The sequence below is a fragment of the Bradyrhizobium sp. UFLA05-125 genome, from assembly GCF_059803515.1.
The window spans coordinates 210,863-236,355 of sequence record NZ_JBANBJ010000004.1 but is presented as its reverse complement, the minus strand read 5'-3'; the positions used below and the strand labels follow the sequence as shown (position 1 = coordinate 236,355).

At 64.5% G+C, this 25,493-nt stretch carries 23 protein-coding genes; 17 read left to right on the top strand and 6 right to left on the bottom strand.

What is annotated here, in order from left to right; genetic code table 11:
• Positions 1 to 309: 309 nt before the first annotated feature.
• Positions 310 to 1,278, top strand: coding sequence for a catechol 2,3-dioxygenase (locus SO156_RS07505; protein ID WP_498534362.1), 969 nt, complete (start codon positions 310 to 312; stop codon positions 1,276 to 1,278).
• Positions 1,279 to 1,334: 56 nt separating this feature from the next.
• Here SO156_RS07505 and SO156_RS07500 read toward each other — a convergent pair whose 3' ends face one another.
• The gene (locus SO156_RS07500; RefSeq protein ID WP_498534361.1) at positions 1,335 to 4,859 is read right to left on the bottom strand and encodes a molybdopterin cofactor-binding domain-containing protein; all 3,525 of its coding nucleotides are present in this window, start codon (positions 4,857 to 4,859) and stop codon (positions 1,335 to 1,337) included.
• On the bottom strand, positions 4,859 to 5,341 hold the full coding sequence (locus tag SO156_RS07495; RefSeq protein WP_458143352.1) for a (2Fe-2S)-binding protein: 483 nt from the start codon (positions 5,339 to 5,341) through the stop codon (positions 4,859 to 4,861). The genes SO156_RS07500 and SO156_RS07495 overlap by 1 nt, the downstream gene beginning before the upstream one ends.
• Before the next feature lie 249 nt (positions 5,342 to 5,590).
• Between SO156_RS07495 and SO156_RS07490 the strand changes: the two genes are divergently transcribed.
• The 8 genes from SO156_RS07490 to SO156_RS07455 all read left to right on the top strand — a co-directional run bounded on the left by SO156_RS07490 (position 5,591) and on the right by SO156_RS07455 (position 13,842).
• A complete protein-coding gene (locus SO156_RS07490; RefSeq protein WP_458143354.1) occupies positions 5,591 to 7,048 on the top strand; it encodes a 6-hydroxynicotinate reductase in 1,458 nt (485 codons plus the stop codon).
• Complete coding sequence (locus SO156_RS07485; RefSeq protein WP_498534360.1) at positions 7,045 to 7,944, top strand: UPF0280 family protein; 900 nt, start codon at positions 7,045 to 7,047, stop codon at positions 7,942 to 7,944. Before SO156_RS07490 ends, SO156_RS07485 begins: the two co-directional genes overlap by 4 nt.
• Positions 7,945 to 7,971: 27 nt before the next feature.
• Positions 7,972 to 8,556 carry an amino acid synthesis family protein gene (locus tag SO156_RS07480; protein ID WP_458143357.1) on the top strand — a complete coding sequence of 195 codons (585 nt, stop codon included), beginning with the start codon at positions 7,972 to 7,974 and terminating at the stop codon, positions 8,554 to 8,556.
• 81 nt (positions 8,557 to 8,637) lie between these two features.
• Positions 8,638 to 9,840, top strand: a complete 1,203-nt coding sequence (locus tag SO156_RS07475; protein ID WP_458143359.1) for an ABC transporter substrate-binding protein — start codon at positions 8,638 to 8,640, stop codon at positions 9,838 to 9,840.
• Between the two features lie 151 nt (positions 9,841 to 9,991).
• Positions 9,992 to 11,881 (top strand): ABC transporter permease, encoded by a 1,890-nt coding sequence (locus SO156_RS07470; protein ID WP_498534359.1) that lies wholly within the window; start codon positions 9,992 to 9,994, stop codon positions 11,879 to 11,881.
• A complete protein-coding gene (locus SO156_RS07465) occupies positions 11,878 to 12,669 on the top strand; it encodes an ABC transporter ATP-binding protein (RefSeq protein WP_498534358.1) in 792 nt (263 codons plus the stop codon). The genes SO156_RS07470 and SO156_RS07465 overlap by 4 nt, the downstream gene beginning before the upstream one ends.
• Positions 12,666 to 13,370 (top strand): ABC transporter ATP-binding protein, encoded by a 705-nt coding sequence (locus SO156_RS07460; RefSeq protein ID WP_458143363.1) that lies wholly within the window; start codon positions 12,666 to 12,668, stop codon positions 13,368 to 13,370. Before SO156_RS07465 ends, SO156_RS07460 begins: the two co-directional genes overlap by 4 nt.
• 16 nt (positions 13,371 to 13,386) lie before the next feature.
• Positions 13,387 to 13,842: a MarR family winged helix-turn-helix transcriptional regulator gene (locus tag SO156_RS07455; RefSeq protein ID WP_458143364.1), complete on the top strand. Its 456-nt coding sequence runs from the start codon at positions 13,387 to 13,389 to the stop codon at positions 13,840 to 13,842.
• 139 nt (positions 13,843 to 13,981) lie between these two features.
• On the opposite strand, the gene SO156_RS07450 is transcribed toward SO156_RS07455, so the two are convergent.
• Positions 13,982 to 15,178 carry an amidohydrolase family protein gene (locus SO156_RS07450; RefSeq protein WP_458143366.1) on the bottom strand — a complete coding sequence of 399 codons (1,197 nt, stop codon included), beginning with the start codon at positions 15,176 to 15,178 and terminating at the stop codon, positions 13,982 to 13,984.
• 150 nt (positions 15,179 to 15,328) lie between these two features.
• Between SO156_RS07450 and SO156_RS07445 the strand changes: the two genes are divergently transcribed.
• The 4 genes from SO156_RS07445 (at position 15,329) to SO156_RS07430 (ending at position 18,327) form a co-directional block, all read left to right on the top strand.
• On the top strand, positions 15,329 to 16,102 hold the full coding sequence (locus SO156_RS07445) for a ferredoxin--NADP reductase (RefSeq protein WP_498534357.1): 774 nt from the start codon (positions 15,329 to 15,331) through the stop codon (positions 16,100 to 16,102).
• Positions 16,103 to 16,308: 206 nt separating this feature from the next.
• The gene (locus SO156_RS07440) at positions 16,309 to 16,629 is read left to right on the top strand and encodes a hypothetical protein (protein ID WP_498534356.1); all 321 of its coding nucleotides are present in this window, start codon (positions 16,309 to 16,311) and stop codon (positions 16,627 to 16,629) included.
• An 89-nt stretch (positions 16,630 to 16,718) separates the two neighbouring features.
• Entirely contained in the window at positions 16,719 to 17,984 is a 1,266-nt protein-coding gene (locus tag SO156_RS07435; protein ID WP_498534355.1) for a cytochrome P450, read from the top strand.
• Positions 17,985 to 18,096: 112 nt separating this feature from the next.
• On the top strand, positions 18,097 to 18,327 hold the full coding sequence (locus SO156_RS07430; protein ID WP_458143371.1) for a hypothetical protein: 231 nt from the start codon (positions 18,097 to 18,099) through the stop codon (positions 18,325 to 18,327).
• A 4-nt stretch (positions 18,328 to 18,331) separates the two neighbouring features.
• On the opposite strand, the gene SO156_RS07425 is transcribed toward SO156_RS07430, so the two are convergent.
• The 3 genes from SO156_RS07425 to SO156_RS07415 all read right to left on the bottom strand — a co-directional run bounded on the left by SO156_RS07425 (position 18,332) and on the right by SO156_RS07415 (position 21,435).
• On the bottom strand, positions 18,332 to 19,579 hold the full coding sequence (locus tag SO156_RS07425) for a DUF763 domain-containing protein (protein ID WP_498534354.1): 1,248 nt from the start codon (positions 19,577 to 19,579) through the stop codon (positions 18,332 to 18,334).
• Between the two features lie 73 nt (positions 19,580 to 19,652).
• Entirely contained in the window at positions 19,653 to 20,456 is an 804-nt protein-coding gene (locus SO156_RS07420; protein ID WP_458143374.1) for an ABC transporter substrate-binding protein, read from the bottom strand.
• A gap of 1 nt (position 20,457) precedes the next feature.
• Positions 20,458 to 21,435 (bottom strand): tripartite tricarboxylate transporter substrate binding protein, encoded by a 978-nt coding sequence (locus tag SO156_RS07415; protein ID WP_498534353.1) that lies wholly within the window; start codon positions 21,433 to 21,435, stop codon positions 20,458 to 20,460.
• Between the two features lie 113 nt (positions 21,436 to 21,548).
• Between SO156_RS07415 and SO156_RS07410 the strand changes: the two genes are divergently transcribed.
• The 4 genes from SO156_RS07410 (at position 21,549) to dctA (ending at position 25,477) form a co-directional block, all read left to right on the top strand.
• On the top strand, positions 21,549 to 22,259 hold the full coding sequence (locus tag SO156_RS07410; protein ID WP_458143376.1) for a TetR/AcrR family transcriptional regulator: 711 nt from the start codon (positions 21,549 to 21,551) through the stop codon (positions 22,257 to 22,259).
• A 72-nt stretch (positions 22,260 to 22,331) separates the two neighbouring features.
• The gene (locus SO156_RS07405) at positions 22,332 to 23,294 is read left to right on the top strand and encodes an amidohydrolase family protein (RefSeq protein ID WP_498534352.1); all 963 of its coding nucleotides are present in this window, start codon (positions 22,332 to 22,334) and stop codon (positions 23,292 to 23,294) included.
• A 9-nt stretch (positions 23,295 to 23,303) separates the two neighbouring features.
• Positions 23,304 to 24,179, top strand: coding sequence for an amidohydrolase family protein (locus tag SO156_RS07400; protein ID WP_498534351.1), 876 nt, complete (start codon positions 23,304 to 23,306; stop codon positions 24,177 to 24,179).
• Positions 24,176 to 25,477: a C4-dicarboxylate transporter DctA gene (gene dctA, locus SO156_RS07395; RefSeq protein ID WP_498534350.1), complete on the top strand. Its 1,302-nt coding sequence runs from the start codon at positions 24,176 to 24,178 to the stop codon at positions 25,475 to 25,477. The genes SO156_RS07400 and dctA overlap by 4 nt, the downstream gene beginning before the upstream one ends.
• The last annotated feature ends 16 nt before the right edge of the window (positions 25,478 to 25,493 follow it).

Genomic DNA, 25,493 nt, shown 5'->3' with positions numbered 1-25,493 from the left:
GCGAAAAGCGGTACGAAATTGCCGCTTACCTGGCTGGTCGGCGGCTCGGTGCGTAAGGAAGGATTTACCATCCGGAAAGCCCGCTCGACCCGGTGGGGAAAATGAAAGCGGCGCGGAGCGGTGCAGCCCAGTGCGAGAAGAGGGCGCTTCTATTTGTTGACGAGACCTAATCATTTGTACATTAGTACAAATGAACCGGCGGCCGGCAGGGCCGCTCGCGCGCCTGCAGGTTCCGCCGTGCGTCCGCAAGCCCGCGTCGAAATTCCGGGATCCGCGAAACGGATCGTCCGTCATGCCATGGAGGAAATGATGCAGCCCGAACCGATCCTCGATCTCGCCCATCTCGGCCATATGGAGCTGTTGACGCCGAAGCCCGACGAGAGCCTGAAATTCTTCGTCGACGTCATGGGCATGACCGTCAGCGGACGACAAGGCGAGTCGGTCTATCTGCGCGGCTGGGACGACTATGAGCGCTATTCGCTCAAACTCACGGCGTCGAAGACCTCGGGCATGGGCCACATGGCGCTGCGCGCACGCAGCCAGCAGGCGCTGGAGCGGCGCGTCGCAGCGCTCAAGGGGTCCGGCTTCGACATCGGTTGGATCGACGGCGACATGGGGCAGGGGCCGACCTTTTGCTGCCGCGATCCCGACGGCCATATCGTCGAGCTCTATTACGAGACCGAATGGTATCAGGCTCCGCCCGAGCTGAAGCCCGCTCTGAAGAACCAGGCGCAGCGGTTTCCCGCGCGCGGCGTCAATGTGCGCCGCCTCGATCATCTCAACTGCCTTGCGGCCGACATCAAGGCCAACCGCGAGTTCTTCGAGAACTATCTCGGTTGCCGCCTCACCGAGCAGATCGTACTCAACGACGGTCGGGAAGCCGCGATGTGGCTGACGATGTCGAACAAGAGCTACGATTTTGCCTATTCGCTCGACCATTCCGGCGTGCCTGGCCGCTTCCACCACGTCACCTACGCGCTCGACAGTCGCGAGGAGATCTTGCGCGCTGCCGACATCTTCCTGGAGAACGGCGTCTACATCGAGACCGGCCCTCACAAGCACGCAATCCAGCAGACCTTCTTCCTCTACGTCTATGAGCCCGGCGGCAACCGCGTCGAGGTCGCCAACGCCGGCGCGCGCCTCATCCTGGCGCCCGACTGGAAGCCGATCGTGTGGACGGAGGAGGAGCGCAAGAAGGGGCAGGCGTGGGGCCTGAAGACGATCGAATCCTTCCACACCCACGGCACGCCGCCGGTGGAGACGCAGAAGCACGCGTGAGCATGACCCGGAAAAGTGCGAAGCGGTTTTCCGACCAGGTCATGCTCCAATGAAAGCTAGGGCGCGGAGCCGCGCACGCGCGCGATCGTCTCGCCCACGCCCGTCCATGTCGGCTTGTCCGGCGCGAACTGCTTGCGCAGGAACGTGACGAGCTCCTCGACCTGCGCGTCGCTCATGCTGTTCTTGAACGCGGGCATGTAGCCAAGGTCGCTTGATGCGGGCTCGGTGATGCCGTGCAGGATGACCTGCACGAGGTTGTCGGGCGATGCGCTGTGCAGATTGCTGTTGAGCGCAAGCGAGGGCCTGCTGCCGAACAGCGGCAGACCGCCGACCTCGTGACAGACGGCGCAGGCGCCCTGATAGAGCCGCGCGCCGGTAGATGCGGCGACTGTGACCCGCGTTGCGTTCTCGAGCCTGGTCGCGACCGCGTTCTGCGCCTGCAGGTCGGTCGCAGTGTCGTTGAACGAGCCGAGATAGACCGCCATCGCGCGGATGTCCTGATCGGGCAGGGCGGCAAGATCCCGCACAATCGGCGCCATCGGGCCCGCGGCCACGCCGTGGAAACGCGAATGGCCGGTGCGCAAATAGGCGTAAAGCTCCTCCTCGCTCCAGGGGATCGGTGCCTGCGACAGCGACGTCAGCGCCGGCGCCTCCCAACCCTCGGCAAAGCCGCCGGCGAGATAGGCGCTCTGCTGCTCGGCGCCGAGCACATTGCGCGGCGAATGGCAGGCGCTGCAATGGCCGAGGCCTTCAACGAGATAGGCGCCGCGATTCCACTGCTCGGATTTGGTCGGATCCGGCTTGAGCGTGTCGGTCTGATGGAATAGCGCATTCCAGCCCGCCAGCAAGGGCCGAAGATTGAAGGGGAAGCGAAGTGCGTTGGTCGGTGTGGTCGCACGCACCGCGGGCTGCGCCATCAGGTACGCGTACAGCGCCTGCATGTCGGCGTCGCTCGTCTTCGCAAAGTGCGTGTAGGGGAATGCCGGATAGAGCTGCCGGCCATCGCGATGCAGTCCCTCGCGCATCGCGCGCTCGAAGGCTGGATAGGACCAGGCGCCGATGCCGGTCTCGACGTCTGGCGTGATGTTGGTGCTGTAAATCGTGCCGAACGGCGTTTCCAGCCCACGACCTCCGGCGTTCAGGGCGCCGCCCATGGTCGTGTGGCACTCGGCGCAATTGCCGAGCGCGGCGAGCTCTGCGCCGCGTGCGATCGTCGCAGCGGAATAGACTGATACATCGGGCCGCGCGATCGGCGTGATGGCGCGGCCCGGCAGCATGGCGGCGCCGATGCCGATCGCGGCCGTGCAGAGCGCGGCCATCGCCGCGAAGATGCCGGTGCGTTTTACAAACGGATTTATCCATGAACGAGCCGGAGGGATGGCCGGCGCAGGTAGCGCCTGGGGCTCGGCCGGCACGTCGCCACGCAAGCCCCTGAGAATGCGCTCCGGCGTGAATGGCGGCTCGCGGAAGCGTACGCCGGTGGCATCGAAGATCGCATTCGCGATGGCCGCAGCACTCGGCACCGAGGCGGACTCGCCGACACCAAGTGGCGGCTGGTCCTGACGCGGCAGCATCAGCACGTCGATCTTGGGCACGTCGGGGAAGGGGATGATCGGGTAGGCGCCCCATTCGCGCGCCGCGACCGCGCCGCGCTCGAAGGATACCTCCTCCATGAGCGCGCGGCTGGTCGACTGGATCACATTGCCCTGGATCTGGTGGCGCACGCCGTCCGGATTGATCATCAATCCGGAATCCTGGCCGGCAACGACGCGCGTGACGCTGACATCGCCGGTCGCCTTGTTGACTGCGACGTCGGCGATCCAGGCCGACCACGCCGCACCATAGCCGGGGAACTTGCTGTGGACATAGAGCGCATAGGCGAAACCGCGCCCGTGCACGATCTCACCGTCCTTGTCCTGGCGCACTGGCCGCGGTGTCCAGCCGGCGCGCTCGGCGACCGCATTGACGAGATCGACCGCGCGCTGGTCCTTCAGGTAGCGCAGGCGATATTCGATCGGATCGACACCGGCTTCGGTCGCGAGCTCGTCGATATAGGATTCATGCGCAAAGGTATTTGGCAGCGCCGATACGCCGCGAAGCCAGGAGGCGCGCACGATCGGAGGCATGTCGTGCGCGACAACGCGCATGTGGTCGTAATCGTAAGGTGGAATCGCTGTGCGGTCGCCCATCTGAAGCACGTCGGGCTCGGGCGAGATCCGGCCAGTGAGAAGCAGCGCAAGTGTCGGCGCGGCGTTCGACGGATAGCGCGTGGCGAGATCATAACCGGCGACGCCGCCGTCGGCGTTCAATCCGCCATTGACGTCGATGAGCTGCGCGGTGCCCTTCGGCTCCCAGGCGTGTTCCTGCTCCCGCGTCAACTGCACCCGCACCGGCCGGCCGACCGCGCGCGAGAGCAGCAATGCGTCCGCGGTCACGTCATCGGCGCAGTTGCGGCCGTAGCAACCGGCGGCCTCCAGCCGGATCACCTCGATCTCGGTCTCGGGCCGCTCGATCAGCAAGGCAAGGTCGGTGCGCAGGATGTGCGGGTTTTGCGTTCCCGACCAAACCCGAATGCGACCGTCCTGAAAATCGGCAACGGCACAGGACGGCCCGATCGAGGCGTGCATCTGGTAGGGCCAGACGTAAGTGCGCCGCATCGGCTTGGCGGCGCCGGCGATTGCCGCGTTGACGTCGCCCTTGTCGATCAGCGTGCGCGGCGTTGACGGGTTGGTGCGCAGCGCGGTCTCGAGATCGGCGAGATCGGGCAGGGTGGGCCTCGGCTTCCAGCTCACCTTGAGCTGGCTTGCGGCCAGAATCGCATTCTCCTCGCGTTCGGCGACGATGCCGACGAAGTCGCCGATGCGCACGATGCCGACGAGGCCGGGAATATCGCGCACCGAGGATTCGTCCACCGCGATCAGGCTGGTACCGACGAACGGTCCGGCATCGATGCCGGCATAGGGCGGACGCACCACGCGGCCGTGCAGCATGCCGGGAACGCGGATGTCGTGCACGAAGGTTAGCTCGCCTGTCGCCTTCGCCGGCAAGTCGACGCGCGGCACGGACTGGCCGACGATGGCATACTCGCCGACGGGTTTCACGGCGACATCATCGGCAAGCTCGAGACGGATGATCTCATCGCCGATCAGCTCACCAAAGCTGATGCTGCGGTTGTGGCCGCGAACCAGCCCGTCCTCAATGCTGAGATCCCCGGCCGACAGCTCCAGCCGTGCGGCCGCGCGCGCGATCAGAAAATGCCGCGCCTGCGCGGCGGCCTTGCGCAGGGGAACGGCGGTGATCTGGATCGTCTCGCTCGCAATCGTCGCGCCCTGGTTCGGCACGACGGCGGTATCGCCGAGCACCACGACGACGCGGGCAAAGGACACGTCGAGCTCTTCGGCAACGATCTGGCCGAGCGCGGTGCGGATGCCGGTGCCGAGATCGACATGGCCGTTATAGGCGCTGACCGAACCGTCCGCGGTGATCCGGACGAAGGTCTCGGAGTTGCCATCGTCCAGCGCGCGGGCGACGACGAGCGAACCGGAGCGCCGCTCAGTTCCATTCGACACGGGGGAGGCCATCAATCACCGGCCTCGGCAAGCTGGCCTGATGCGCGCATCACGGCGCGCAGGATTTCGACATGCGTGCCGCAGCGGCAGAGATTATAGCGCAGCGCCGCCATCGCCTCCTGCTCAGTGGGTCGTGGGTTGATCGCAAGCAGCGCCTTGGTGGTCATGATCATGCCGTTGAGACAGTAGCCGCATTGCGCGGCCTGCTCGTCGATGAAGGCCTTCTGCACGGCGTCGGGCTTGTCGCGCGTGCCGAGCCCCTCGAGCGTCACGATGTCGCGCCCCACACAGCCGTTGATCGGAATGACGCAGGAACGCGCGGCGGCGCCATCGAGCAGGACAGTGCAGGTGCCGCATTCGCCGAGGCCGCAGCCATATTTCGGGCCGTTGAGCGCGAGGTCGTTGCGCAGCACGTATAGTAGCGGCGTCTCCGGCGCGGCGGCGACGTCATGGATCCTGCCATTCACGGTGAGGCGGATCATTGTCTGCGTCATCTCTGGTCCCGGCGCGGCGCGCGCGTGTCGAATTGCGAAGCCCGACGATACCGTTTGTACACAAACGTGCAAGCACCGCATGCCGCAGTGCAGCGCGGTTGCCCGCTTTGTGGACAGAGCGGGCAGGCAGATGAGGTTTTATTCGGCAGCCTCACGGTTTTGCCGGTGGCGCCGCTTGACAGCTTCCGGCATCGCGCGCAACATCGTTCGTATACGAATGATAAGCCCCTGTGATCCGCTGGCTTTTACATGGTGACTGAAGCGACGAGCGTAGCCTCCGACAAGATCCGCTGCGATGCCTGTCCGGTGATGTGCTACATCAAGCCCGGCGCGGCGGGCGCCTGCGACCGCTACGCCAATCACGACGGCAAGCTCGTCCGCGTCGATCCGCATATCATCCTCGAGCGCACGGTGTCGCACGGCGGCAAGCTGGTGCCCTTCAGCCGGTCAGAGGATTGGGACGGCAAGATCGTCCATGAACCCTCGACCTTCGTCACTGCGATCGGCGCGGGCACGACCTATCCCGACTACAAGCCGGCGCCGTTCATCGTCTCATCGGAAGTCGATGGCGTCGACATGGTCACCGTCGTGACCGAAGGCATCTTCTCCTATTGCGGCGTCAAGGTGAAGATCGACACCGACCGCTATCTCGGTCCGGAAAGCGCGGTCGTGCGTGTACAGGGTGAGGCGGTCGGCCACGTCACGACCAGCGAATACGGCTCGCAGATGCTATCGCTCGGCGGCGTGCATCACCTGACCGGCGGCTCCAAGAAGGAAGGCCGCGTTACCTGCGACACGCTGATGGACCTCTCCAACTGCAAGCCGGTCGAGTTCACGATCGACGGTGGCGCGACGGTGGTCGTGCAAGCGGGGGAGCCGCCGATCGTCAACGGCGTGAAGGAAGAACGCATGCGTGTCGGCTGCGGCTCGGCGACGATCGGCATGTTCGCAAAGCAGTGGCACGGCAAGGTCGATGAGGTCGTCGTGGTCGACGATCACATCACCGGCGTGCTCAGCGAGCACCAGGCCGGCAAGTTGCTCGATATTGCCGATACCGGCATCAAGATGAAGGGCCGGCGCTCGACGCCCGGCCGCTATTTCCAGGTCGCCGATCCCGGCACGGGCTGGGGCGGCACGAACATCTCCGATCCGCTGTCGATCCTCGGTCCCTTCGATGCCAAGGAAGCCAAACCCGGCCTGACCATGCTGATGGTCTCCACGACCGGCGAGCACGCGTCCTACTATGTGCTCGACGATGCCTTGAAGCCGGTCGAGACCGAGATGCCGGCGGACTTGCGGTTCTCGGTCGCGCGCATCCAGGAAAATTGCGAGCCGGCCTTGTGCACCGTGCTGTTCATGGCGGGCGCCGGCGGCTCCTTGCGCGCTGGCGTCACCGATAATCCGGTGCGTCTGACGCGCTCGGTGAAGGATGCGCTGACACGCGTCACCAGCGGCGGTGCGCCGGTTTATGTCTGGCCTGGCGGCGGCATTACCTACATGGTTGACGTGACGCAGATGCCGGCCGGTGCATTCGGCTATGTGCCGACGCCGGCCCTTGTCGCGCCGATCGAGTTCACGATGAGGCTGTCCGACTATGCCGCGCTCGGCGGCCACATGGACCATGTGCGGCCGCTTTCCGAGGTCCAGGAGAGCGATGATATCCGCCAGGTGCCGTGGCAGAATCCGATCCCGGGGCGGCGCGCATGAGGAGGCTCCCGCAAATCGCATTGCTGTCTGATGGCCGGCGGCTGCATTTGCAGGATGGTCCGATTGATCTGATCGTGGAGGCGAGGGGGGATGCGGGCGACGTCCGCGCTGCCTATGAGGTGGCGGCACGGCGTTTCATCGGCCTTCTCGACGAGCTCTGCGTCGAGCTGACGGAATTGCGCAAGGCGGCGCAGCCGGCGCTATGTTCCCTGAAAGGTGTCGTCGCGCGGCGCATGTCCGCCGCCGTTGCTCCCTATGCCGGCGATTGCTTCATCACGCCGATGGCCGCTGTCGCTGGCAGTGTGGCGGAGGAAGTTCTCGGCGCCATGCGCGGTGCGGCGCGGCTCGACCAGGCCTATGTGAACAATGGCGGCGACATCGCGCTGCATCTCGGCGAAGGCGAGCGGTTTACCGTCGGCCTGATGGACCGGCCCGACCGCGACGGCATAATGCGGACGCTGACGATCGAGGAGCCCGATCCGATCCGCGGCATCGCGACCAGCGGGCGCCATGGCCGCAGTTTCTCGCTCGGAATCGCGGATGCAGTGACGGTGCTGGCTGCGACAGCCTCGCAAGCCGATGCCGCAGCGACCGTCATCGCCAATGCGGTCGATCTGCCCGGCCATCCGGCGGTCAAACGCCGTCCAGCGAACGAAATCCAGCCCGACAGTGATCTCGGCGCGCGTCTCGTCACCCGCGAGGTCGGCGCATTGTCGCAGGCAGATATTCGCGAGGCTCTCGAATCTGGCGCGGAACGTGCACGGCAATTGTTCGATCGCGGACTGATCGAGGGTGCCGTGCTCAGGCTTTGTGGTGATATGCTCGTCATCGGGACCAAGGATATTGAACGGCGACGATCGCGCCCGTCTGTATTGGAGAACGCGGTCCATGCCTGATCAGGAAGCGAACCCAAGGAAACCGACATGAGCGCGATCATCCGCAAGATCGTCACCGTCGTCGAAGAGACGCAAATGGAGATGGGAAGGACCGTGTCGCCGCCGACCCGGCGCGCCGCGGCAATCGCGGTCATTGAGAATCCGTTCGCCGGAAAATACGTCGAAGATCTTTCGCCGTTGATCGCGATCGGCGAGGAGCTCGGCGATCTCTTGTCAAAGCGCGCAGTGGCGGCGCTCGGGATCGAGGGCTCGAAGGTACAGAGCTATGGCAAAGCGGCCGCCGTAGGTGAGAATGGCGAGCTGGAGCATGCGGCTGCGATCCTGCATCCGAAGATGGGCGCGCCGGTGCGCAAGGTCCTGAGCAAGGGCGCGGCACTGATTCCGTCGTCGAAGAAGCGCAGCGGCCCCGGCACGACGCTCGACGTTCCCTTGGGCCACAAGGACGCGGCCTTCGTGCGCAGTCATTTCGACGGCATGGAAGTGCAGATCAATGACGCGCCGCGCGCCAACGAGATCATGGTCGCGGTGGCCGTCACCGACAGCGGCCGCCCGCTGCCGCGGGTTGGCGGGTTGACGGTTGCCGAGATCAAGGGCGAAGACGGGCTGCGTTAGAGCATGATCCGGAAAAGTGGGAACCGGTTTTCCGATAAGATCATGCTCAAGAAATAGAGTTTTCAAAAACTGGAGGTTGGGATGCGAGCAAGAAACTATTTTGTCGGCGCGGCCTTCGCGCTTCTGGCCGGCGGCATGGCTCATTCAGCCATGGCGCAGGAGATCAAGATCGGCGAGATCAACAGCTATTCGCTGCTGCCTGCATTCACCGAGCCCTACCGCAAGGGCTGGCAGCTCGCCGTCGAGGAGATCAACGCGGCCGGCGGCATCAACGGCAAGAAGCTTGTCGTGATCTCCAAGGACGACGGCGGCAAACCAGCCGATGCGCAGACCGCGGCCAATGAGCTCGTGTCGAGCGAAGGCGTGGCGATGCTTGCGGGCACGTTCCTGTCGAACATCGGCCTTGCGGTGAGCGACTTCGCCAACCAGAAGAAGGTGTTTTTCCTCGCGGCCGAACCGCTGACGGACGCCGTCACCTGGTCGAAGGGCAACAAGTACACGTTCCGCCTCCGCCCGTCGAACTACATGCAGGCCGCGATGCTGGTGGAAGCGGCCGCTAAGCTGCCGGCAAAACGCTGGGCGACGATCGCGCCGAACTATGAATACGGCCAGTCGGCGGTTGCGGTGTTCAAGAAGCTGATGTCGGAGAAGCGTCCCGACATCCAGTGGGTCGACGAGCAGTGGCCGCCGCAGGGCAAGATCGATGCCGGTCCGGTGGTGCAGGCGGTTGCCGCCGCCAATCCGGAAGCGATCCTCAACGTCACCTTCGGCGCCGATCTCGTGAAGCTGGTGCGCGAAGGCAATACCCGCGGCTTGTTCAAGGGACGCGAGGTCGTTTCGTTCCTGACCGGTGAGCCGGAGTATCTCGATCCACTCAAGGACGAGACGCCCGAGGGCTGGATCGTGACGGGTTATCCCTGGTACTCCATCAAGACGCCCGAGCATGATGCGTTCCTGAAGGCTTATCAGGCCAAGTACAACGACTATCCGCGTCTCGGCTCGATCGTCGGCTACCAGACCATCAAGTCGGCGGCCGCGATTTTGGCCAAGGCCAACTCGACCGATCCGGAGAAGCTGATTGCGGCAACCGAGGGCCTCTCTGTCCCGTCGCCGTTCGGCGAGATCACCTTCCGCAAGATCGATCACCAGTCGACGCTAGGTGCGTTCGTCGGAAAGACTGCGCTGAAGGACGGCAAGGGCGTGATGGTGGATTCGTCCTACAAGAAGGGCGCGGACTATCTGCCAAGTGATGCTGAAGTCGAGAAGCTGCGCCCGAAGGATTGATGTGATCGAAGCCGGGGCCTCATGGTTCGAGACGCGCGGCGTTGCCGCGCTCCTCACCATGAGGGTCCCCGACCTCATCCTGAGGAGGCGCGAAGCGCCGTCTCGAAGGATGAAGCCCGTCTGCTGAGACTATTGTGAACCCGGACCGCCGATGGCCTTTTACGTCGTACAGTTTCTGACCGGACTTGCCAGCGCAGCGTCGCTGTTCCTGGTGGCCTCGGGCCTGTCGATCATCTTCGGCGTGACGCGGATCGTGAATTTCGCGCATGGCGCGTTCTACATGATCGGTGCCTACATCGCCTTCACGCTGACAGACCGCTTGTCCGGCGCGTTCGGTTTCTGGGGCGGCATCGTCGTCGCCGCGCTTGCGGTGGCACTGATCGGTGTCCTCGTCGAGATGGTGCTGCTCCGGCGTATCTATCACGCGCCCGAGTTGTTCCAGTTGCTCGCGACCTTCGGCCTGACGCTGATGGTCGAGGACATCGTGGTACTCATCTGGGGTCCCGACGATCTGCTCGGCCGCCGCGCGCCGGGCTTCAAGGGCGCGGTCGACTTCTTCGGCCAGAACATCCCGAGCTACGACCTGTTCCTGATCGTGCTCGGACCCGTGGTGCTCGGCATCCTTTGGCTGCTGTTCCAGCGCACGCGCTGGGGCGTGTTGGTGCGCGCAGCGACGCAGGATCGCGACATGGTCGCAGCGCTCGGCGTAAACCAGAAATGGCTGTTCACGTCGGTGTTCGCGGTTGGCGTCTTCCTCGCAGCGCTCGGCGGCGCGCTGCAGATCCCGCGCGATGCCGTGCATCACGCCATGGACCTGCGCATCATCGTCGAGGTCTTCGTCGTCGTCGTCATCGGTGGCCTCGGCAGCATCGTCGGCGCCTTCGTTGCGGCGGTGCTGGTCTCCGAGCTCAACGCCTTCGGCATCCTGATTTTCCCGAAGATTTCCATCATCCTGGTCTTCCTGGTGATGGCGGTGGTGCTGATCGTGCGGCCCTGGGGCTTGTTCGGCAAGGCCGAGGCGCCCGCGCGTCGCACGCCGGGCCTCACGGTCAATCCCTGGCGTCCGCTGACGTCGAACGAGCGGCTGGCTGCGCTTGCGGCTCTCGTTTTCGCGGCAGCGTTGCCGCTGTTCGCCGGCAGTTACGCGCTGACGGTCGGCTCGGAGATCGCGATCTTCGTGATCTTCGCCGTCAGCCTGCACTTCCTGATGGCGGTCGGCGGCCTCGCATCCTTCGGACACGCGGCCTATTTCGGGCTCGGCGCCTATGGCGTCGCGTTCCTCGCCAAGATGGCGGGACTGCCGATGATCGTTTGCCTGCTGCTGGGGCCGCTGCTCGGCTGCCTCGGTGCCGCCGTGTTCGGCTTCTTCGCCGTGCAACTTTCCGGCGTCTATTTCGCGATGCTGACGCTCGCCTTTGCGCAGATCGTGTGGTCGATCGCGTTCCAGTGGGTCAGTGTCACCGGCGGCGACAATGGCATTCTGGGCGTCTGGCCGGAAAAATGGGCGGCGAGCCCGTCGCATTTCTACTGGCTGGCGCTCGGTGTGGCTGCGCTGGTGACCATCGCCCTTCGAGTCGCCGTGTTCTCGCCGTTCGGCTACGCCTTGCGCGCCACGCGTGACTCAGCGCTGCGCAGCGAAGCGGTCGGCATCAACGTCAAGCGCATGCAGTGGACGGCGTTCGTCATCGCGGGAACGACGGCCAGCATCGGCGGTGCGCTGTTCGCCTACCTGAAGGGCAGCGTCTTCCCGGATAATCTCGGCATCTCGCTCTCGGTCGATGCACTCGTCATGGTGCTGCTCGGTGGTGTCGAGACGGTGTCGGGCGCGGTGATCGGTGCGATCGTCTACAAGGCGCTGAACATCTGGCTGGTCAGCCAGACCGACCTGTCAAAGCTCGTGCTCGGCGCCTTCATCGTGCTGATCGTGGTCGTCTTTCCGAAGGGGATCGTCGGCATGCTGGAGATGCTTGTGCAGCGGCGCAAGGGATCATCGCCGCCGGGTTCGACATTGCTCGCCAAACCGATCGGGTCCACCGAATGAGCGTCGCACCCACACTTCTTGCGGTCGAAGGTCTGGCCAAGTCCTATGGCGGCATCCATGCCGTGCGCGGCGTGTCGTTCGAGCTGCGCGCCGGGGAGATCCTTGCGCTGATCGGGCCAAATGGCGCGGGCAAGAGCACCTGCTTTGACATGCTCAACGGCCAGAACACGCCGGATGCCGGGCGCATCCGGCTGCTCGGCGAGGACACGACGGGCAAGAAGCCGCGCGAGGTCTGGCGCCTCGGGGTCGGCCGCACCTTCCAGATCACGGCGACGTTCGCCACCATGACGGTGCGCGAGAACGTTCAGGTTGCGCTGATCTCGCATCAGCGCCAATTGTTCAATCTCTGGGGCTCGGCGCCGCGCTTCGATCGCGACGAGGCTGTGCGTCTCCTGGAACTTGTCGGCATGGGCGGCTATGCGGATCGTCCCTGCGGCGAGCTCGCCTATGGCGACCTCAAGCGGCTCGAGCTTGCGGTTGCGCTCGCCAACGAGCCTAAGCTCCTGCTGATGGACGAGCCGACCGCCGGCATGGCACCGCGCGAGCGCATCGACCTGATGCGGCTTACCGCGCGCATCGCGCGGGAGAAATCCATCGGCGTGCTCTTCACCGAGCACGACATGGACGTGGTGTTCGAGCATGCCGACCGCATCATCGTGCTCAACCGCGGCACGCTGATTGCCGAGGGGTCGCCGACGGAAGTGCGGGGCAATCCGCAGGTGCAGGCGGTCTATCTCGGCGAGGGCCTCGTCTACGACGCCCGTCATCGCGAGGGGGCCTCAACATGAAGCTCACGGTCGAGGGACTCAACAGCCATTACGGCCCGGCCCATATCCTGTTCGACATCGCCCTCGAGGTCGGCGACGGCGAGGTGGTCGCCTTGCTCGGACGTAATGGTGCCGGCAAATCGACGACGTTTCGCTCCATCGTCGGCCTCGTGGCGCAGCGCTCGGGCCGCATCATGTTCGAGGGCAAGGACGTCTCGGCCCGGCCGACGCATGAGATCGTGCGTGGCGGGCTCGGCTATGTGCCGGAGGAGCGCCGCATCTTCACCGACCTCACGGTCGAGGAGAATCTCGAAGTCGGCCGTCAGCCGAAGCGGCCGAACGCGCCATACTGGACGCGCGAAAAGCTGTTCACGCTATTCCCGAATCTGAACGAGATGCGCAACCGGCCGGGTGGTCGCATGAGCGGCGGCGAGCAACAGATGCTGACCATTGCCCGCACGCTGATGGGCAATCCGTCGCTGGTGCTCCTGGACGAGCCATCCGAGGGACTGTCGCCCAAGATCGTGGAGCAGATGGTCGATGCGATCCTGACCATGAAGAAGGAAGGCGTCAGCATCGTGGTCTCCGAGCAGAACCTGCATTTTGCAAAGCTGATCTCCGATCGGGCCTATATCATCGAGCGCGGCCGAATCTGTTTCGGTGGTACGATGGCCGAGCTCGATGCGCGCCCGGATATCCGCGACGCGCATTTGTCATTGTGAAGGGGACGGGGCGGGAATGGCGAGGGGCGTTGCAGCCAAGAAGAGCGTCAGGCAGGCCAAGCCGCCTTACGTACTCGACGAGCAGGTCGGCTTCATCCTGCGCCAGGTCTGGCAGCGTCACAGCGCGATCTTTGCCCGCGACATCGGCACCAATCTGACGCCGACGCAATGGGCGGCATTGTCGAAACTTGCCGAGACCGGCCCGTGCTCGCAGAACCAGCTTGGGCGCCTCACGGCGATGGACGTCGCGACCATCAAGGGCGTGATCGACCGGCTCAGCGCGCGCGGCCTGACGGAGACGAGCCAGGATCCGGAAGATGGCCGGCGGTTGCTGGTCAGCCTCACGCGCGCAGGTCAGCAGCTCGCCGAAAAAGTTGCGCCGAACGCGCTCGCGATCACGCGCGAGACGCTGGCGCCGCTCGATGCGAAGGAGCGCGAGCTGCTGATGGCGTTGCTGGACAAGTTGCGGTGAATTCGATCTCGCAGGGTAGGCAAAGTGCTGTAGGGTGGGCAAAGCGAAGCGTGCCCACCACTTCTTTCTGAAAAAAACAGAAGTGGTGGGCACGGCGCTTTGCGCCTTTGCCCACCCTACGATGCCGTTTAGATGGCGCCTACTTCGCCACCACCTCCGGCACATTGCCTGCGGGCGGGGTGTTGCGGCTGCGCTGGGTGCGGACGATGCCGTCGATGATCGTCATGCCGATGCCGGGGAGGTCACCGAGCTGCACGCTCTCCAGGATGTTCTTGCCCGGCGAATGCTGAGCCTTGTCCATGATCACGAAATCGGCTGAGCGGCCAACTTCAATGAGGCCGCAGTCGAGCTCGCGCATCCGCGCGGTGTTGCCGGTCGCAAGGCAGAACGCGATCTCGGCCGGCAGCTCGCCGAGCGAGGACAGCATCGAGACCATGCGCAAGATGCCGAGCGGCTGCACGCCGGAGCCGGCCGGCGCGTCCGTGCCGAGGATGACGCGGTGCAAGTCGCCCATCTCGCGCGCGGTGCGCAGCGTGAACAGGGCGGAGCGCTCATTGCCGTTGTGAACGAGCTCGAGCCCGCGCTTGCAGCCCTCGCAGATGCAGCGGATCTGGTCGTCGGGCAGCGCCGTGTGGCCACCATTGATGTGACCGACCACATCGGTATCGGCCTCCAGCACCACGTCCTTGTCGATCAGGCCGGAGCCGGGGATCGAGGGACCGCCGGTGTGGATCGTGCTCTGGATGCCGTATTTGCGTGCCCAGCCGACCATCTTGCGCGCAGTGGGGCCGTCCTTGACGCCACCAAGGCCGACTTCGCCGAGCAGCTTGACGCCGGCGGCGGCCATCTCCTTGAAATCTTCCTCGACCATCTCGCATTCGATGACGGGCGCGCCGGCGTGAACCTTCACGCCGCCCGGACGCAGCGTCCAGAACGCGCGCTGGGCGAAAATCGCCATCGCCTTCAGGCCGACGACATCGCGGGGACGGCCGGGCATGTGCACCTCGCCGGCCGAAATCATAGTGGTGACTCCGCCATGGAGATAGCTGTCGATCCAGTTGATCTGGTTCTGCCGCGGCGTCCAGTCGCCGGCGACGGGGTGGACGTGGCTGTCGATCAGGCCCGGGGCAACGGTGGTGCCGTTGGCGTCGACGATGGTGGTCGCACCTTCCGTGTTGACGTCCTTGAACCGGCCGATCGCGGTGATCTTGCCGTTCTCGGCGACGATGGTGTCGCCATCCAGGATCGGCTTCTCCAGCGCGCCCGACAGCATTAGGCCGATATTGCGGATCACGAGCTTCGAAGGCCCGGTGGCCTGGGGTGCGTCATGCGCCATGGAGAGGCTCCTTATTCCTAACTGCAACGCTCGCGATCTTGGGCAGCCTTGACCAAAGGATCAAGCAGGATTATTCATTTGTATACGAACGATCGTATACGAATGACGCATTGCTGACAATCGCCTGCGCACCGGCGAGGGAGGGGTGAGATGAGCAATTTCAACCAGGAAAGCGTCCTTAGCGTCCACCACTGGACCGACACGCTGTTCAGCTTCAAGACCACGCGCAGCCCGACCTTCCGTTTCCGCAACGGCGAATTCACGATGATCGGGCTCAAGGTCGGTGAGAAGCCGCTGCTACGGGCCTATAGCGTCGCCAGCGCCAACTACGAGGACACGCTCGAATTCTTCTCGATCAAGGTGCCGGACGGCCCGCTGACCTCGCGGCTCCAGCACCTGAAGGAAGGCGACGAGATCATCGTCAGCCGCAAGGCGACCGGCACGCTCGTGATCGACAATCTGGAAGAGGGGCGCAACCTCTACCTCATCGGCACCGGCACGGGTCTTGCGCCGTTCCTGAGCGTGATCAAGGATCCCGAAACCTATGAGCGGTTCGAGAAGGTGGTGCTCCTGCATGGCTGCCGGCACGTCCGGGAGCTCGCCTATGGCGAGATGATCACCGAGACGCTGCCGAATGACGAACTGCTCGGCGACTACATCCGCGACCAGCTGATCTACTATCCGACCGTCACCCGTGATCCCTTCCGCAACCGCGGCCGCATCACCGACCTCATCACTTCGGGCAAGCTGTTTGCCGATATCGGCCTGCCGGCGATTGAGGCGGCCCACGACCGCGTCATGATCTGCGGCAGCCCGGCGCTGGTCACTGATACCCGCGTGCTGCTGACCGCGCGTGGCTTCGTCGAGGGCAATCACGGCGAGCCGGCCCAGTTCGTGGTCGAAAAGGCCTTTGCCGAGCGCTGAATAGGGGATTTTGTTGGGCATGATCTCCGCGCAAACGCTTGCGTTTGTCGCGAGGGAAAACCGCTTTACACTTTGCGCTAACGCGGCCCTTTGGGTCCGGATCATGCCCTCCGCGCAATAAAGCCGCATTTTTGCCGCCCGCCGCCCGTTGCGGCGTCGATTCGGCAGGCGATATTATGGGAACGTCGAATCAGCGGAGTTCCTACATGGTTGCGGACAACGACAGCAACATCGCCTGGCACCGAGTTCAGGTGAAGAAGAACCGCGCCGAGTTGAAAGCGCTCGAGACCGCGCGCTTCACCATGGGCGAGGTCGCATCATCCAAACGCAACGGAGACACGGAAAAGGCGATCGTGGAACTCAAGCGCAAGATCGCGCAATCCGAACGCACGATTGCTGACTACGAGAAGCGCACGCGCCGTCCGCTCGCCACCGACCTGCAAAGCCTCAGCAATGGCAGCTGGAGCCATTGGGACGCCTACACCAGCCAGCGCAAAGCGGGGCCGCGGTCGCCCGGGCGCGGCTGATCGCCTTCTTTTGATCGACGTTCCAGCCCTTGCGCCGGCGACTGCGCACACCATCTGGTTGAGGCGCCATCAATAAGGGCGGTGACCCCATGACACCGCGCATCGATTTCACGAGCGAAGCCTTCTTTCGCGATCCGCCCAGGGGAATCGCGAAGCTGCGCGCCTCCGGGCCCGTGGTCGCGACCCGTTTTCCGCTCATCGGCGATGTCTGGGTCACCACCACCCACGATGCAACGGCGGAGGTGCTCAAGGACGGCGCGACGTTCACGCTGCGCAGGGAGGACGGCAAGGTCGCAGGCCTGCGCTGGTGGATGCCGAAACTCGTCACGACCATTGCCAGCAACATGCTGACGATGGACGAGCCAGATCACACGCGGCTGCGCAGCATCGTCGACGAGGCCTTCCGCCGCCGCGCGATCGTCGCGATGGAACCGCGTATCCGCGCCATCGCTGATGGACTTGCGGACGAGCTGTTCGCGGCGGGAAGCCCGGCCGATCTCGTCCAGCGCTACGCCCGGATCCTGCCGCTGTCGGTGATCTCCGAGCTGCTCGGCCTGCCGATGGCCGATCGCCCAAAATTCATTGCCTGGGCCAATGCGATGTCCTCGCTGACGAATGTCGTCAGCTTCTTTCGGCTGCTGTTCGCGTTCCGCAAGATGCGCGCCTATCTGGAGGAGCAGCTGGGGATCGCACGTGTCCAGGGCGGTGAGGGCCTGATTGCCGAGCTCATCGAGGTCGAGCGGGAAGGCGGCCGCATTTCGCCGGACGAGATGGTGTCGATGGTGTTCCTGTTGCTGGCCGCGGGCTCGGAAACGACCACGCACCTCATCAGCGGCTCCGTCTACGAGCTCCTCAAAAACCCCGACCTGCGCGATTGGCTGGAAGAAGACTGGACTCGCGCCGGCCTTGCCGTCGAGGAATTCCTGCGCTTCGTCTCGCCAGTGCAATTCTCAAAGCCGCGCTATGTGCGACGCAATCTCGAGCTCGAGGGTGTACGTCTGAAGAAGGGGGACCGTGTCATGGTCATGCTGGCCGCCGCCAACATGGATCCTGCGGTGCATGATGCTCCCGAGCGGCTCGACCTCGAACGCAAGCCCAACCGTCACATCTCATTCGGCACGGGAATCCATTTCTGCCTCGGGCATCAGCTTGCGCGAATCGAGGCGGCTTGCGCGCTCCAGGCCTTATTCACGCGCTGGCCGCGGCTTGGTCTCGCCGTCGACGCGTCGCAGATTCACTGGCGCAAGCGTCCGGGCATCCGCGCCATCGCGAAACTGCCGGTCGTGGCCGAGGATGGCGGGAACCGCGAAGCCAAATCCCGCCCGGCCGACGTCGAGCAATTGCTTGCAAATTGACATCGCCTGCCGGTGACACCGGAACTGCGTCGCGACGAACTTGCCGCGTACCCGCGAAACAATCGCTGCCGGGCAGGCGTTGGCTTAGGCGCGGATAGCAAGGGAGCAATCCATGCCCAGCGGAGGCAAGACGCATATTGGATCAGGTACGCATGGCAAGGGCGCGGGGAACGGCGCTTTCACGGAGGTTTCGAAAGACAAGATCGGCGACAACATGATTCTGTCGAACCGCGACAAGGCGCAGCATTCCGACATTCGCGGCATGGATGGAAAATATATCCAGACCGAGCAGTACCAGGACCACTCGGCTAACCGGCTCGCGGAGGACGAGGACGAAAGTTAGAAACTTACGAACCGGTCAGCTTCTTCGACGCAAGGAGGTCGCGCTCCCAGCCGAACACGGATCGGCCGTCGAGCTGCGGTGAAGCCGCGCGCTCGGCCGCGATGAAGGCCTCGACCGATGGACCGCGCGCGGTGCGCTCCAGCCGCCGCGCCTGGTTGTCGAGGCGTTTTATCGCCTGCATTTCCTCCTCGCGCCCAAGCCTTGCGTTCTCGATCGCGCCTTTGAGCACGCGAATGGTCTCGTCATAGACCTTGGTCGGAACGGGGTAGGGGTGGCGGTCCTTGCCGCCATGGGCGAGCGAGAAGCGCGCCGGGTCCTTGAAGCGATAGGGCGCGCCGTGCACGACTTCAGCGACCATCGCGAGCGAGCGCACGGTGCGCGCGCCGACACCGGGCGTCAGCAAAAGCTCGGGAAAATCGACCGGACCGCGCTCGGCGGCCGCAGCCAATGTGCCGTGCAGGCGACGCGCGAAGACATCCTTCGGCCGTACATCGTGATGCGCTGGCATGATGAGGTGCGGCAGCATGGCTTGTGCGGGTTCGACACCGCTCAGACGTTCGAATTCGGACACGATGCGATCGGGGCCGAGATCGGAGAGCAGCTCGAGTTGCGCCGAGCGCGAGACGTCGGCACGGTGGTCGGTGAGGTTGACGATCTCCCCCTGCGCGGGGCCGTCGATCGCGCTGTGCGGCGCATCGACGAAGCTCTTCAGCGCCTCGGAGTGCCAGTGATAGCGGCGGGCCTGCCGCTTCTCGCCGTTCATGCCCTGTTGCACCACCGTCCATTTGCCGTCGTCGGTGACGAAGAAGCCATGCAAATAGAGGTCAAAGCCGTCCTGCACCGCGGCACTGTCGACCTTCGCAACGAGGCGGCTCGCGCGCGTCAGTTTGGCACCGTCGAAGCCGACGCGGTCGCCGAGCGACAGAAGCTCATCCGGCGTCTTGCGCGAATGCTGGCCACGCCCGCCGCAAACATAAATGCCGAGCTCGTTCTGGAGTGGGGCAAGCCCGCGTTTCAGCGCGCCGATCACGGAGGTGGTGATGCCGGAGGAGTGCCAGTCCATCCCCATCACGGCTCCGAACGACTGGAACCAGAACGGATGCGACAGCCGCTGCATGAACTCGTCGCGGCCGTAGTGGTGGACGATCGCCTGTGTGACGATCGCGCCCAGCGACGCCATGCGGCTTGCGAGCCACGGCGGAACCCGTCCGGTGTGGAGAGGAAGATCGGCGCTGCCAGTGCGTCGGGTCATGCCTTCTTTGATAGCCGGATTCTGCCCCGGTTGCACGACGGGAAATGCTGTGAGGCAGGCGCGCAGTTGACGCCTACTGGTGCGCCGCCTTGACCGCGCCTCTCAGGCCAGCCCGCTGTTGAATCGCCTCCAGCTCACCCCCGGACTGCTCTTGCTCCACGAAATGGTTGAGGAAGGGCAGGGCAGCCTCGCGCCCCTTCGGGATTGCGATCGCCATGTGCTCCAGGCCCCAATTGCCGTCCAGAATGCGCGAGCCCGGCATCTGGTCGGAGATTTCGAACAGCGTCGGCTTGTTGGTCGCATAAAGATCGATCTCGCCGCGACCAAACATCGCGACCGCGACCTTCACGCTCTCGGCGGGCACGATGGTCGCGCTCCTGAATTTCTGCGGAAGCGTCCGCTCGGACGTCGAGCCTTTTGTCACCCCGATCTTCACACCCGGCCGGTCGATGTCCTCCACCTTGCCGATAGACGAGTTGGTCGGCACCAGGAAGCCGAGCTCGATCGCGAGCACGGGGTTGGTGAAGCTGACGTCGTTGGCGCGGACAGGCGTCGCGTTGGTGACGGTGAAGTCGACCTTGCCGTCATGGATCGCGGTGACGATGTCGGCCACGCGCTCGAACCGGACATAATCGACGGGTACGCCGAGGCGCTTTGCAAGCTCACCGCCGAGGTCGTAGCTCACCCCATGAGGCTTTCCGTTCGTGTCGGTCACCATCGAGGTCGGGCTTCCCGGATAGATGCCGACATGCAACGTGCCGGACGGCGCAAGAATTTGCGCCTCGCCGTCAGCCCGAGCGGTCGCGCCGGCAAGGCCGGACGCGACGACGGCAACGAGTGCAGTGCGTGCAAGGCACGTCAGACCAAGGCCGGTCATGTCATTGCGCCCGGATGTTGGCGGCCTTCAGCACCGGCTCCCATTTGGCCGCCTCCGCATGCATGTAGGCATCAAACTCCTTCGACGACGAGCCGACCGGCGAGGCGCCGATCTTGTCGAGGGTCGACAGTACGCCCGGGTCTTGCAGCGCCGTCTTCAAATCGGTTTCGAGCTTCGCCACGATCTCCGGCGGCATTTTCGCAGGGCCCAAAAATCCCCACCAGACCGAGACGTCATAGCCTGGTACGCCGGCCTCGGCGACGGTCGGAACATCGGGCAGGGCCTTTGACCGCTGCGCCGACGTCACGGCGAGTGCACGCACCGGGCCGCCGTCGAGCTGACCAATCGCTTCGGCAAGTGGGTTGAGGCTGACGGGGATTTCGCCCGCGATGACCGCGGTCAGCGCCGGTGCGCCGCCCTTGTAGGGAATAGAGACGATCTTCACGCCGGCCATGTACTTCAACAGCTCGCCGGCGAGATGCGCCGAGGTGCCGTTGCCGGACATCCCGTAGGAGAGCTTGTCCGGTTCGTTCTTCGCAGCAGTCAGGAGATCGCCGAGGCTCTTGTATGGGCTGTCCTTGGCGACGACGATGGCGAGTGGCGAGGAGGCGACCTCGCCGATCGCGGTGAAATCCTTGAAGGTGTCGTAGGGCACGCTCGGATAGATGAACTGGTTGAGCGGATGGCCGCTGGCGACCAGGATCAACGTATAGCCGTCGGGCGGCGCCTGCGTCAGCGCCTGCGAGGCGATGATGCCGCCGGCGCCGGGGCGGTTGTCGATCACCGGCTGCTGGCCCCAGCTCTTGGCCAGCGCCTGGCCGATCGTGCGGGCGAGCACGTCGACGGCGCCTCCGGCGGCATAGGGCACCAGAATGTGGACCGGCTTGCTCGGGAAATTGTCGGCCTGGGCGCCACTTGCGGCCAGCAGCAGGCTCGTGCCCAGCAATAGGCGTCCGATTTTCTTGTTCAAGCCCAGCATCTTTTAGCGCTCCTCGGGGCGAATGTCCGTCCGGGCGGCCATCTCGGACCGCCGGGCGCCGCCCATCGTTTTTGTTGACGAGACCTTATCTTTTGTACGATAGTACAAATCACATGGTACGCAAGCCCACCAGCAAAGACACGGCCCGCAAGCCGAACATGCGCGAGGCGATCCTCGCCGCGGCGGAAGAGTTGTTCGCGACCAACGGCTTCAACGCTGTCTCGGTACGCGACATCGCGCAGGCCGCCGGGGCCAACCCCGGCAGCGTCACTTATCATTTCAAGACCAAGGACGGTCTGCTGCTGGAGATCTATCGCCGCCATTGCGGTCCGATGAATCTCCGCCGGTCCGAGCTGCTCGCGGCCGCCAAGCGCGTGCGCGATCTCCAGGACCGGCTGGAAGCGATCGTGCGCGCCTATGTCGTGCCGGCCTTCACTTCGGGCAGCGATCTCGCCGGCGGCGGGGCGCGGTTCACGCGGCTTCGTGCCGTGATGTCCGCCGAGGGTAACGAGGTGGCGCGGCGCATCATCGCGCAGACCTTCGACGACACCAGTCACGCCTTCATCGACGCGATCCACGAGAGTCTGCCGCATGTGCCGCGCACCGAAATCGTCTGGCGCAGCCATTTCCTGCTTGGTGCACTCTACTACTCGCTGGTGACGCCGGAGCGCGTCTCACGCCTGTCGCGTGGCGAAGCCGACGGCAGCGATGCGGCTGCTGCGATAGAGCAACTCGTTCAGGCGACAGTGGCGTCGTTCCAGGCGCCGGCACTCGATCAGGCCGCGCCGGCGCGTCGGCGCGCGGCGGCAAGCAACAAGACGTAGACGACCGCCGGCGGACGAGGAGCGTCAAGCTCGCGTTGTCCGCAACCGGTGGCATTTGACTGGGGATGCGGGATGAACAGGCGTGACTGCTTGCAACTCTTGACAGGCGCCTCGATGGCCGCCTGGGCTTCGAGCGCGCGCGGGCAGGCGGCAGAGCCGGCCAAAGCGGTCCCGACCATCGACCCGCCGGACCCGAATCCCAAGACGCCGGCCTTCAGGCTGCCGCCGAAATCCTGCGACGCGCACACGCATATCTTCGGGCCGGCAGCCAAGTATCCGTTCTCGGACCATCGTCCCTACAACACGGCTGATGCGCCGCTGGAGGCCTTCCGCGCCATGCACGAGAAAATCGGTGTGGATCGCTGTGTGATCGTCAACGCCACGGTGCACGGCACCGACAACCGCGTCGTGACCGATGCCATTGCGCAAAGCGAGGGGGCCTATAAGGGCATCGCCAACGTCATGGATGAGATGTCCGATCACGAGCTCGAGGCGCTGGACAAGGGCGGCATCTGCGGTTGTCGCTTTGCCTTCCTGAAGCGGCTCGGCGGCGTCGGTGACATGACCAAGTTCCAGCGCATCGTGCATCGCGTCGCCGAACTCGGCTGGCACGTCGACGTCTATTTCGAGCCGGGCACGATCGCCGAATTCGCGCCGATCCTGACCGCGCTCCCGACGCGCTACGTCATCGATCACATGGGCACGGTGCAGGCGGGCAAGGGGCTCGATGATCCAGACTTCACCGCGCTGCTCGATCTGCAGAACAAAGACGAGAAGTGCTGGGTCAAGATCACCGGCCTTGAGCGTGCATCCGCCGTAGGCAAGCCGTTCCACGATGCCGTGCCGTTTGCGAAGAAGCTGATAGACAACGCGCCCGATCGCGTGATCTGGGGCACCGACTGGCCGCACCCCAACGTCAAGGTCATGCCCAATGACGGCGAGATCGTCGATCTGATCCCGCTCTACGCACCCGATGCCGCGATCCAGCAGAAGCTGCTGGTCGACAATCCCGCGCGCCTGTTCAAGTTCACCTGAAGACACCAGATGTACAAGCCGACCATTCCGCCGCCCGATCCGAACACGCGCACACCGAAGTTCAAGCTGCCGGCGCTCGCTTGCGACGCGCATTGCCATATCTTCGGTCCGGGCTCGAAATATCCGTACGCGCCGGACCGTTCCTACACGCCGCCCGACGCGCCGCTGGAGGATTTTCGCGCGTTGCACGCCAAGCTCGGCGTCCAGCGCGCCGTCATCGTCAATGCCAGCGTACACGGCACCGACAATACCGTTGCGCTCGACGCGATCGCGCAGAGCAACGGGGCCTACCGCGCCGTGGCCAATATCGACGACACCATTACCGAACGGGGCTTGCGCGAACTGCACGAAGGCGGTTTCCGCGGCTGTCGCTTCAATTTCGTCCGCCATCTCGGTGGCGTCCCGGACAAGAGCGTGTTCGACCGCGTGATCGCGATGGTTGCACCGCTCGGCTGGCACATCGACCTGCATTTCGACGCGATCGACCTGCCGGAATATGCCGCCATGCTGGCCAAGCTGCCGGTGCGCTACACCATCGATCACATGGGACGGGTGAAGGCGTCCGAGGGGCTCGACCAGCTTCCGTTCAAGATCCTGATCGACCTGATGCAGCGCGACGAGAAATGCTGGGTCAAGATCTGTGGTTCGGAACGCGTTTCGTCCTCTGGTCCGCCCTTCACCGATGCCGTGCCGTTCGCACGCAAGATCGTCGAGACAGCAGTCGACCGCGTCATTTGGGGCACGGATTGGCCGCATCCCAATGTCAAGGTGATGCCGAATGACGGCGACCTGGTCGACTTGATTCCGTTGTTCGCGCCGGAGGCGGAGTTCCAGGAGAAGATTCTGGTCAGCAATCCGGCCCGCCTGTTCGAGTTCGGGGAATGACAGCGCTCGCGATCGACAAGCCGCGGGGCCGCGCCTGGTGGAAGGAGCTCTGGGTCCAGGTTCTCCTCGCCATGGCGGCCGGTATTGCGCTCGGCATCGTCAATCCTGAGCTAGGCGCAAAAATGCAGCCGCTGGGCGATGCCTTCATCAAGGCGATCCGCATGCTGATCGCGCCGATCATCTTCTGCACCGTCGTGCACGGCATCGCGCATATGGCCGACATGGCCCGGGTCGGGCGCGTCGCCATCAAGGCGATCCTCTATTTCGAGCTCATGACGACGATCGCGCTGGTGATCGGGCTTGTCGCGATCAATCTGCTGAAGCCCGGCGTCGGCATGAACATTGACGCCGCCAGCATCAACACCAGCGCCATCGAGCCTTACGTCAAGCAGACCGGGGCGATCGGCTTCGTACCGTTCCTGATGAACATCCTTCCCGGCACCTTCGTCGGCGCCTTTGCCGAAGGCAACATCCTCCAGGTGCTGTTCATCTCCGTGCTGTGCGGCTTTGCCCTGGTGCAGCTCGGCGAGCGCGGAGCACCGCTGGTCAACCTGATCGACGTCGCTTCAAAGATGGTATTTGCGATCGTCGGCTTCGTGATGTGGGTGGCGCCGATCGGCGCATTCGGCGCCATTGCGTTCACGGTCGGCAAGTTCGGCGTCGGCTCGCTGGCCTCGCTCGGCAAGCTGCTCGGCGGCTTCTATCTCACCTGCCTGGTGTTCATCGTCATTGCGCTCGGCCCGGTCGCGCGGTTCTGCGGCTTCAGCCTGCTGAAGCTGATCCGCTATATCTGGGAAGAGCTGTTGATCTGCATCGCCACGACATCGTCGGAGACCGTGCTGCCACGGATGCTCTCGAAGCTCGAAAACGCCGGCTGCGAGCGCAGCGTTGTGGGGCTCGTGATCCCGACGGGCTACTCGTTCAATCTCGACGGCACCTGCCTTTACCTTGCGGCTGCCTCGGTCTTCCTGGCGCAGGCGACCAACACGCCGCTCGGGCTCGCAGAGCAGGTCGAGCTGCTGCTGATCCTGCTCGTGACCTCCAAGGGCGCGGCGGGAATTGCGGGCGCCGCCTTCGTCGTGCTGGCGGCAACGCTGTCGGCCACCGGAACCATTCCGGTCGCGAGCGTCGCGCTGGTGCTCGGGATCCATCGGCTGATGTCGCAGGGGCTGACGCCGACCAATCTGATCGGGAACGCGGTCGCGACCATCGCGATTGCAAGATGGGAAGGCGCGCTCGACGCGGATCGGTTGAAACGCGTGCTCGACGGCGAGTCGGTACCGGCCGCTGGGGTGTGATGATTTGGCTGCTTGC